Raw genomic sequence first — 9859 nt, forward strand, 5'->3', positions numbered from 1 at the left:
AGAGTCGAAGCCGTAATCGACGGAATGGTTGAGGCGGTTAAAATCTGGGAGAAAAAAACGAAAGAAAAAGAGTATATGAGAGGACACAGCGTCGAATTATTAGAAAAATTAGGAGCAAGAAATGATGATTAATCCCGAAATAACATTTTTTGAGGCCACACTTGAAAATGTGGTTGAGTTGATAAAAGCGTGGTATGACGAAAACAAATATCATTATGTAACGGTAAACGCCACCGATAACGGAGGAAATGTAACTATTGACTGGATATTTTCAAAATATTACGACAAAAACAAATTGGTGGTGTTCAGGGCGGAAAATGTATCTTACGATGCAAAAATACCTTCAATCGTAAGCGTGGTTCCGAGTGCATGGATAGCCGAATGGGAACTTGCGGATCTGTTCGGGCTTGATGTGGAAAATGCGGCAAAAGGTGTGTTTATAGAACCCGACGCGCCTCAGGCGCCGCTTAGAAAAGGGGAAGCAAATGGGAAATAAGATTATAGTGCCTTTCGGTTCACAGCATGTAGCGCTGCCTGAGCCTGTGAGCTTTTTATTTGAGACTCAAAACGAAGTGATTACGGATGTTACGGTAAATATAGGATATGTTCACAGAGGTATAGAAAAAGCTGCAATTACAAAGTTCGAATATACGCAGCTTCCGTATTTGGTTGCAAGGGTCTGCGGGCTTTGTTCCATTACCCACGCCGGGGCTTACACGAACGGTATTGAAAAACTTTTAGGAATAGAAACGAATAAAAAAATAGACTATTTAAGAATGCTTGTGGTAGAGCTTGACAGAATCCATTCACACCTGCTTGCAAACGGACATGTTGCCGAGGTTGTAGGATATGAAAATCTATTTATGCAGACGTTCAGGTACAGAGAAGACGTAATGGACATACTTGAAAGAATTACAGGTAACAGAGTGCAGTATGATTACCAGATAATAGGAGGGGTTGCAAGGGATTTTGATAAGGAAACGGAAGATTTTGCAAGGGAAAAACTCTTAACGCTTAAAGCAAACACCGAAAAACTGATAGAGTTTTTCGAAAACGACTATACGTTCGGTGTAAAAACAAAAGGAGTGGGAACTATTTCAAAAGAAATGGCGGCTAAATTCAATGCTGCGGGTCCTATTGCAAGGGCGAGCGGACTTGAAACGGATGCAAGGGCCGAGTATGACTATCTTCCTTTTGAAGAAGTGGGATACAAGCTTCAGATACGAACGGAAGGTGATGTATGGGCGAGAAATATGGTGAGATTCGATGAAATTATGAATTCAATCGAAATGTGTCTGAATATTCTTGACGGAATTCCCGAAGGAGAACACAGGGTTAAAGTAAAGGGAAGACCTGAGGGTGAGACGTTTGTAAGGGTTGAAGCGCCGAGAGGTGAATGTTTTTATTATCTTAAAGGCAATAAAACTAAAGTTCTTGAAAGAGTTAGAATAAGAGTCCCTACGTATGCGAATATACCCGTGCTTAAAGAACTTTTTGTAGGTGAGAAATATTCGGATGCCCAGGCGATAGTTTTAAGTTTCGACCCGTGTATGAGCTGTACGGCGAGATAAAGGAGAGGTTATGATACAAATGTTTATAGAATCACTTAAAAATCTTGTTTCAAAACCTGAAACAATAAAATACCCTTTTGCCCCTTCACCCGAACCTAAAGGTTACAGAGGGACTATTCTTTATAACGAAGAGCTTTGCATTTTCTGTGACAAATGTGAAAACATCTGTCCTCCGGGGGCTATAAAATTTGAAGTGGTAGATATCGAAAGCGGAAAAAAGCAGTATAACTATAATCCGTATCTGTGTATTTACTGCGGGGCGTGTGTGGATGTGTGTCCTAAGGCGGAAGAAGGTTGTCTTGTACAATCAAACGCAAGAACGCCGGTAATGGGCGAAAGTGTGGTTAAAAACTCCAAACTCGGATATTTCATCAATACAATGGACAATCCTAAAGACGTTGAAAAAAAATGGCGGGAACTTGAAATCAGGGCTTCTGAGAGCAGGGCTAAACTCGCCGAATACAAAAAAGCCAAAAGAGCCGCGGCAAAGGCCGCAAAAGCCAAAGCTTCCGAATAACTTCCTTTTTTCTTTTTTTAGGTGTATAATACCTTATGAATAAAAATTCATAAGGATTTGTTATGAAAATCGCCTTCTTTGAAATAAAGCCTGAAGAAAAGTCTTTCTTTGAGCAGAATCTGAAAGGTCATGAACTCTATTTTTTTACCGAAACTGTAAACGAATACAAAGGTTACTGCGATTTTGAAGTAATTTCCGTTTTTATACATTCGAAAGTGGATAAAAACGTCCTTGATAAATTTCCTAAATTAAAATATATCCAGACCCGCTCAACCGGTGTTGATCATATGGATTTGGAAGAAATTTACAAAAGAGGGCTTCTGGCAAGTAATGTATTCGGATATGCCGGGCCTGCGGTAGGTGAATTTTCATTTTCCCTTCTTTTTGAAGCAATCAGAAAGACGTATATAGCAATTAACAGAGTCAAAGAAGGCAATTTAAATTATTTGGATCTAAAAGGTATTGAAATTGCCGGAAAAACCGTGGGAATTTTGGGGCTTGGGACGATAGGTAAATATATTGCGAAACTTGCATTGGGATTTGAAGCTGACGTAATAGGGTTTAACAGAAGCGAAAAACATATCGAGGGCGTGGAATTTACCGATAATCTGGATTATGTATTAAAATATTCGGATTTTTTGTTTATTGCGCTTCCTCTTACAAATTCAACAAGAAATATGATTAATATGCAAAATATAACAAAATTCAAAGGTAATGTTATAATTAACCCGGCACGTGCCGAAATAATACAAAAAGAGGTTTATGAAATGTTTGAGGGAATAATCGCCGCAGATGTTTTACCTGACTGGAATCTGGCGAAAAAAGAAAATATTATTGCGACACCGCATATGGCATATTACACTAAAGAAGCTCTTTTTAGAATTATGGAAATATCACTTGAAAACATTAAAGATTTTTTAAGCGGAATGAAACCGAGAAACTGTTTGAAAATCTTGTACGAAAAGGAGAAATAATGCTGAAAAAAGTGAGTGCTTTGGCATTATCAGCCGTAATTTCACTTGCATGCAGCAGCAACTGCCTTGAATGTCATCCTAAACTGAAACCTTTGGAATACGATAAAAACAATAAATATTATAAAGAACACCATTTTTTAATTACATGCACCAAATGCCATCCGAACCACAGTGAAAAGGCGATGAGCGAGTGCGGGGCGGACTGTTTTGACTGCCACAGCAGGGAAAAGCTTATAAATACACCAATACCCGAACATCAAAAGCTGAAAACCTGCACCAAATGCCATAAAGACACTTTAAAAGATATAATACCCCAAAATCCTGCGAACAATTTTTTAAATTTTAATAAAAATTAAAATTTTTTCTTTTTTTTGTAAAAATATATTGACATTGGAAAATAATTTACATATAATTTCAGTCCACAACGACAAGTTGTGAAAGAAAAGCCGACCCGTTAGCTCAGTCGGTAGAGCATCTGCCTTTTAAGCAGAGGGCCGCTGGTTCGAATCCAGCACGGGTCACCACTCAGACGGCCCCTTCGTCTAGCGGTTAGGACACCGCCCTTTCACGGCGGCGACACGGGTTCGAGTCCCGTAGGGGTCACCACTTCAAAAGTCCTAATCCATTTTTAAAAAATTGTCGGTCGCTTAGCTCAGTTGGGAGAGCACCAGCCTTACAAGCTGGGGGTCGCAGGTTCGAGCCCTGCAGCGACCACCATCTACAATGCCAAGTGTGGAGCCGTAGTTTAGCTGGTTAGAATGCCGGCCTGTCACGCCGGAGGTCGCGGGTTCGAGTCCCGTCGGCTCCGCCATTACTTCAAAAACTCCGTAATTTCGGTATCTTTAAAAATGAGCGAAGTAAGTGTAAGTCGTTTTTGGTTTATTTTCTGACAGTTTAATAGAAAAATATATTTTATAAAACATCTGCAAATCCATTTTTATTTCGCTCCATAAACTTAGTTTCACTATAATAAATATGCCCCTAAAGATTTATAAAAATCAACTCCTAAAAAGACGTCTTATAACGTTTCTAAAATTATATTTTTATGATATGATATTTACAAATGTAAGTATAAATGATAAAAGCGATAGGAATAAGATAATAACCAAATGGTTTGAAAACAAAGAATATACAACATCACAAAAAGAAACAAACCGATAGGAATAACCATATCGTTTGATGATAAAATAATAACAGAAGCGCTTAAAATATCCTTTTTAATTGAATTGATGCGTATCAAAATTCTCTTATAGGACTGGGAGAACTTGCGACATCTTTGAATATAAAAAAAAGAAGCTATGAAATTTTTATCCTCATTAGGCGTTGATGTAATCGATTATAATTTTAAAGACAATTTGAATATGGCCCGGAATTTTGTGAAATGATAATAAGCGTCAGCACTGTACTTATAATTTTAGGTTATTTAAAAAAACTTGATTTGCTTACTGTTTTAAAAAAAGTTATATACCAAAAAAAGTTTACGAAGAGGTTACTTTTAAAAATGATATTTAATTTCCTAAATTTATAGAAGTTATTGAAGCTCCAAAAAACGAAATTTTAAGCAATTTCAGAAGAATTTTAGATGAGGGGAAAGCGAAGCCGTTACCCTTGCTGTTGAAAAAAACTTCCCCTTATGCTTGTTGAGAAAAAGGCAGAAAAATCGCCAAAAACCTCGATATTGAATTTATTGGATTTTTCGGTATTTTATATATAACTACAAAAAAATCATATCTAAAAAAGAAATTGAGAAATTTTTAGATGATGTCCTCTTAAACGGTTAGCGGATATCCGACAAACGTTTTTTACTAAATATTCCGGAAATAAATAGCTAACTGTGGATAAATTTTACGTCGGTTTTGCCATTTAAAATTTTCCAATAAGTGTATGTTACTATTGCTAATCGTTTGATTAAACCATATTTATCCAATGTAGATCTTACACAATTTTTACGTATATTAATAAAAATCATTTCCCTCTGTTTATTTAAGAGATTTATTTATTTAAAGGTTGTATAATAAATAAAAAGCATATTACAGAAAGACCGTGGATGATATTGGAAAAAAAAGTGCTAATAAATATATTGAAATATGAAAACAGAGATAAAAATTTTGAAAAAATGGCTCTTGAAGCTTTAAAAATAAACAACGTTTTTGATTTGAAGAGGTTTGTGGAAAAATACAATCTTAACGTCGATATAGATATATCAGACGATTTATCGGTAAATAAAGAAAAAGTTTATTATCAGCTGAATGAAGAATTCTATAAGCTAAGAGACAGTCTTAATTAAAATAATAAGAAAGAAACATAAGGGAGTTTTTGTGCATATGAGCATAATCGTCCCGCGCATTTTTTAAGATGTAAAGTTTAATGTTTTTATATGTCCGAAAATATACAACCTCCTGCTTTGCAAGCCAGATATTAGTGTTTTTTATTTTTTCCGTAATATTTTCGAAACGTTCCTCATAAAAATCTGATTTTAAAAATTCTTCCGGTGTTAAAGGAAGTGTTTTACCCTCAATACCGACCCCTTTGCAGCTTAAATCCAGTAAAATGTCTCCGAACCAAGGAGAATACGGATAAATTTTACAGGCTGGAGGCCTGTTTTCGTAAATTGAACATTTTTTGTTTTCAAGATAAGGGCAGGAGGCGGAATTGCTTAACAGCATAACCGGTTTTAGCTTGTCGAGTTTTGCTATTAGTATTGGAAAATATTTATATACCTTTTCAAAATCCTCCAGCACGAGAGGCGCCATATATTTTGATTTACAGCACTCCGTGCACTCGTCACAGCCTTTGAATTTTAATAAATGCAGATGTCTGATACTGCTGTACATAAAAAGCCTTTTTTATCATAATAACAAAAATTTTTAAAGAATATTGGGAAAATTAATTTTATATTTCTATTTTGTAGAAAATTTTAAGTTCTCTGTAAATGTCTGGGAAATGTTTTTTCAATATTTCGGGATGTGAAAAATAATATTCGCTTAAAACGGCAAAAAATTCCGCTTTGTTTGTTGCCGCGTAACTGTCAAGCAGTGAATATTTTCCCAAAAATCTGTTTAGAAGTATTTTTTTTCTGAATTTTTCGTATTCTTTAAAAAGTATTTTCGTCCATTCGCCGTAAAGGGATTTTTCAATGGGAGGTATGCCGTCAAAAGCTCCTTCTTCGAAATCAAGCTCGTGGGCAAATTCGTGTATTATTACGTTTCTCCCGGTATTATGGTAAATTTCCCGTTTGGCTTTATTCCATATTATCACAACGCTGTCTCCTACAGCTTCACCTTCGATGAGAAACTGTTCTTTTGAAATTACACCGTTTGTGTTTTTTTCATTATTTAATATTACGGTATGGGGGTATATGTAAATATAATTTAAAGAAGGATAGCAGAAATATTTGTATCCTAATGTAGGTAGACAGGCAAAGAACGAGATAAGTGTTTTTATTTCGTTGTTTATTTCGATTCCCACACCTATGAACTGTTTTTCGGTTTTAAATCTTTTAATTTTAAAAGAGAGAATTTTTTTATTTCCGTCCGAAAGTCTTTTATATAAGGGCACGGTATTTAAAATTTTTTCATCTTCTTCTCTGAGAGGTTCTTTTTGCATTTTTTCAAATTTTTTAACGTAATAAAAACGCTTTATGAATATAAAAATTAAAAAAAGAAAAAAAAGAGACCATAATAGAATAAGAAAGATTTTAAAATTTTCCATTATTTAAGTATTGCTTCTATCCCTTTAAATCCCGCACCCGCCAATATTATACATCCTATTACGTTTAATAAGATATATGAAAGGGCCTGAATGTAAAGTGCGTTTTTAAAAAGAAAGAAGCTTTCCACCGCGAAAGTTGAAAAAGTCGTAAAAGCACCCATCATCCCTGTAGTCAGAAGCGATTTTAAATACGGGTTTTGAATTCCTCCGTACTGTATGGCGCCTATAAACATTCCCAAAAGAAGACTTCCGATGAGATTTACGCTGAGCGTACCGAACGGTATGTCGTGTTTAACGGCGCTGTTTACGAGTCCCGCCGTATATGCCCTTAAAATCGCCCCTATAAAACCGCCTATTCCTATTGCAAGCATTGTGTCGAATTTCAAAATGTCTCCTTATAAGCAGAATTTATTAAAATTATAATATCGTTTTATGAAAAATGTTTTAAGAATCGTATTCTTTATCCAAAACTTTTTGCATTTTTTCTTTCGTTTCTTCGAACCATCCCGGATTTGCAGCCGGATCAACGGGGGGAAGATATATAACCTTTAATATCTTTTTTTCTATTCTGAAGGGCTTTTTTTTGAATGCGAAAGGAAGGTTTACAATTACGAAAGGCTGGACTTTCAGATTCAGTTTTTCGGCCACGGCTTTGGTCCCGTTTTTCCATTTTATCATTTTTTTAGGGTTTGTTTTATTTCTTGTGCCTTCAGGAAACAAAACGACTTTAAATCCTCTTTCAGTTCTGTCTTTAATTTCCCTTAGCATTTTTAAAACGGATCTTTTGTCGCTTCTGTCAACAAGAATCATATCGGTTTTTGTAAGCATATATTTTATAACCGGAATTTCGCCGAGTTCTTTTTTTGCGACCCATATCAGTTTTTCGGGTATTACCGTTTCCATCAGAGCTATATCCAAGTTGTTTGTGTGGTTTCCTATTAAAAGTTTCGCTTCGGAGTCCGGTTTGCCTTCTACGACAATTTTTTCGGCTATTAACGATGTTAAAAATTTAGAGCACCATTTTCTGTATTTGAGTTCATTTTTAGGATTAATCCCGCAAAGAAGTCCCGTTAAAAACACACATAAAGCGCCCGCCGCAAGCTTAAAGAAACTTGCTATACTACTTAATATCTTCATTTTTTACCCATCCTATTTTATTTTTTATTTTTATTTTGGTGTAATGTTTTAGCTTTTTTAAAATTTTAACTTTTACTCCTACAGGAGCTTCGTAAAAAACGGTGGAGTTTTTCGTAGGCAGTATGTATACTTTTGTGTTTCTGCTGAGGTATCCGGTTCCTTTCGGCAGGTTTAAGTAAATAAGAAAAGCACTTAACAGCAGCGGAGGGATCAAAAGCCATATTTTCTGATAAATTAAAAAAATAACGATAAGCAGGGCCGTAACAGAAAGAAGCAGTATGTTTACGGGTGTAAATACGGTGTTTTCTTCGGGGTTTAGATCCGTCTGGGTGCTTATGGTTTCTTCTTTTATATTTATGGGTATATTTATTTTTTTGTAATTGTCCATACTTGTGTTGAAATAATAAAAGCTGATAGTATGTGTGTTTTTAGGAACCAGCGTAAAAAAAGAGGCTTTATTACTGTTGGAAAGGGTTAAATTTTCGTCTTTTATTTTTAACGTGAAATCCTTCAGGTTTCCGTTTGAACTTTGTATGTTAAATGAAAGCATATTATAGCGGTTGTCGTATTTGCTGGCGATAACGTTGTCAATTTTCAAACTGTCGGCCAAAACACCGCAGAAGTCGTTGATTTTATTTAGTTTAACAGTACTGTACAGTCTGCTTAAATCTATCTCTTTGTATATGTTTTTCCCTAAAATAAACAGTTTTTTGGTTTTGTCGTCGTTTTGGTATTTTAGTTTCAAATTGTAAATCAGACTATTTGTTTTAGTTACGTTTAATTCCGAATTCAAAGGGGGTATGAAAGTAAGGTTTATCTCTTTGGGGGTAATGACTTTTATGTTCAGTGTTACAATCTGATTTTTATAATATTCTTTTTTTAAGCCCGGATATTGGATTATGAGGTTTGTCGCGGCAAAAAGAAAAGAAGCGATTAATAATATTAAGTATCTCATTTGAGCGCTATGTTGTTCTCTTTTGTGAATTCTTTAATATAGGCTAAAAATTCTTTTCTTTTTTTTCCGTAAAGGGTTGTTTTTACGGATTTTCTGAGTTTAACGGGGTTTATCCATCTGCCGTAGTGCATAACACCGAAATGAAGATGAGGGCCGGTTGAAAGCCCTGTGTTTCCGAGATATGCTATTGTCTGTCCCTGTCTTACCCATTTACCCCTGTAAATGCCTCTTGCGAAACTTTTTAAATGACCGTATAAAGTGATATATCCGTTTTTATGTCTTATTTTTATGCAGTATCCGTATCCTTTAATCCAGCCTTTAAAAATAATTTTACCGTCTGCAACTGCGTGGATAGGGGTTCCTATTTTATTTACGTAATCTATACCGTCATGCTTTCTCCATTTATGAAGAATAGGATGAAATCTCATGCCGAATGGTGATGATATCCTTTTGTATCTGAGAGGTGCGGCTAAAAACATTCCTTTTAAACTTTTGCCGTTGCTGTCGTAGTATCTTCCGTCTTTTGGGTTTAGAAACGCGTCAACGCTGTAATATTTGTTTGAAAGTCTTGCGTAAAGGATTTTTACGTCTTTTATTTCTCCGAATTTAAGTTTTTCTTCATATACTATTTCCACTTTTGTGTTTTTTGGAATGGCTCTGAAATTCACTCTGTCGGAAAATATGTCGGTTAGTTTTGAAGAAAGGCTTTTCAGTTTTGTCGCTTTATACAGATCGTAACTGAGATAATTGTTTATTACGGCGGAGACCCTTTTTGTAACGGTTTCGTATATTATTGGAACTATTTCTGTTTTGTAACCGTTTTTTGTTTTAATTATCTGTATCTGTTTAGAGGGACTTATGGGGATCAAAGCCTGTTTTATTACGTTGTTGTCCCTTAAAATGAAAATACTTTCACCTTTCGGGATTGATCTGACGTATCTTTTTATGTCCGGTGGCAGGTTGTAATAAATGCTAAGAGGCAGCGAATTTTGTT

General features: G+C 35.3%; 12 protein-coding genes and 4 tRNA genes. 10 read left to right on the plus strand and 6 right to left on the minus strand.

The annotated features are described in order from the left end of the window. Positions 1-121: 121 nt before the first annotated feature. The 10 genes from ACXJIE_RS01100 to ACXJIE_RS01145 all read left to right on the plus strand — a co-directional run bounded on the left by ACXJIE_RS01100 (position 122) and on the right by ACXJIE_RS01145 (position 5349). The gene (locus tag ACXJIE_RS01100; RefSeq protein WP_456479138.1) at positions 122-496 is read left to right on the plus strand and encodes an NADH-quinone oxidoreductase subunit C; all 375 of its coding nucleotides are present in this window, start codon (positions 122-124) and stop codon (positions 494-496) included. Then, a complete protein-coding gene (locus ACXJIE_RS01105; protein ID WP_456479139.1) occupies positions 486-1571 on the plus strand; it encodes a hydrogenase large subunit in 1086 nt (361 codons plus the stop codon). Before ACXJIE_RS01100 ends, ACXJIE_RS01105 begins: the two co-directional genes overlap by 11 nt. Before the next feature lie 10 nt (positions 1572-1581). Next, entirely contained in the window at positions 1582-2088 is a 507-nt protein-coding gene (locus tag ACXJIE_RS01110; protein ID WP_456479140.1) for a 4Fe-4S dicluster domain-containing protein, read from the plus strand. 62 nt (positions 2089-2150) lie between these two features. Further along, positions 2151-3062, plus strand: a complete 912-nt coding sequence (locus ACXJIE_RS01115) for an NAD(P)-dependent oxidoreductase (protein WP_456479141.1) — start codon at positions 2151-2153, stop codon at positions 3060-3062. After that, complete coding sequence (locus ACXJIE_RS01120) at positions 3062-3418, plus strand: hypothetical protein (RefSeq protein ID WP_456479142.1); 357 nt, start codon at positions 3062-3064, stop codon at positions 3416-3418. The genes ACXJIE_RS01115 and ACXJIE_RS01120 overlap by 1 nt, the downstream gene beginning before the upstream one ends. Before the next feature lie 92 nt (positions 3419-3510). Further along, positions 3511-3586: transfer RNA gene (locus tag ACXJIE_RS01125), tRNA-Lys, on the plus strand. Positions 3587-3593: 7 nt separating this feature from the next. Further along, positions 3594-3668: transfer RNA gene (locus tag ACXJIE_RS01130), tRNA-Glu, on the plus strand. A gap of 35 nt (positions 3669-3703) precedes the next feature. Then, positions 3704-3779: transfer RNA gene (locus ACXJIE_RS01135), tRNA-Val, on the plus strand. Positions 3780-3796: 17 nt separating this feature from the next. Then, positions 3797-3873: transfer RNA gene (locus ACXJIE_RS01140), tRNA-Asp, on the plus strand. Between the two features lie 1236 nt (positions 3874-5109). Next, the gene (locus ACXJIE_RS01145) at positions 5110-5349 is read left to right on the plus strand and encodes a hypothetical protein (protein WP_456479143.1); all 240 of its coding nucleotides are present in this window, start codon (positions 5110-5112) and stop codon (positions 5347-5349) included. Here the strand turns inward: ACXJIE_RS01145 and ACXJIE_RS01150 are convergent. From ACXJIE_RS01150 to ACXJIE_RS01175, 6 genes are all read right to left on the minus strand, one after another. Beyond that, positions 5342-5896, minus strand: a complete 555-nt coding sequence (locus ACXJIE_RS01150) for a YkgJ family cysteine cluster protein (protein ID WP_456479144.1) — start codon at positions 5894-5896, stop codon at positions 5342-5344. The two genes, ACXJIE_RS01145 and ACXJIE_RS01150, sit on opposite strands and share 8 nt — an antisense overlap. A gap of 58 nt (positions 5897-5954) precedes the next feature. Then, positions 5955-6668, minus strand: coding sequence for a M90 family metallopeptidase (locus ACXJIE_RS01155; protein ID WP_456479145.1), 714 nt, complete (start codon positions 6666-6668; stop codon positions 5955-5957). A 104-nt stretch (positions 6669-6772) separates the two neighbouring features. Then, positions 6773-7159, minus strand: a complete 387-nt coding sequence (crcB, locus tag ACXJIE_RS01160) for a fluoride efflux transporter CrcB (protein WP_456479146.1) — start codon at positions 7157-7159, stop codon at positions 6773-6775. A gap of 58 nt (positions 7160-7217) precedes the next feature. Continuing rightward, positions 7218-7910 carry a lysophospholipid acyltransferase family protein gene (locus ACXJIE_RS01165; protein WP_456479147.1) on the minus strand — a complete coding sequence of 231 codons (693 nt, stop codon included), beginning with the start codon at positions 7908-7910 and terminating at the stop codon, positions 7218-7220. After that, positions 7894-8865 (minus strand): hypothetical protein, encoded by a 972-nt coding sequence (locus tag ACXJIE_RS01170; RefSeq protein ID WP_456479148.1) that lies wholly within the window; start codon positions 8863-8865, stop codon positions 7894-7896. Before ACXJIE_RS01170 ends, ACXJIE_RS01165 begins: the two co-directional genes overlap by 17 nt. Beyond that, on the minus strand, positions 8862-9859 hold a 998-nt coding region (locus ACXJIE_RS01175), incomplete at its 5' end, for a M23 family metallopeptidase (protein ID WP_456479149.1). The genes ACXJIE_RS01175 and ACXJIE_RS01170, both read right to left, overlap by 4 nt.

Source organism: Nautilia sp., assembly GCF_053994455.1.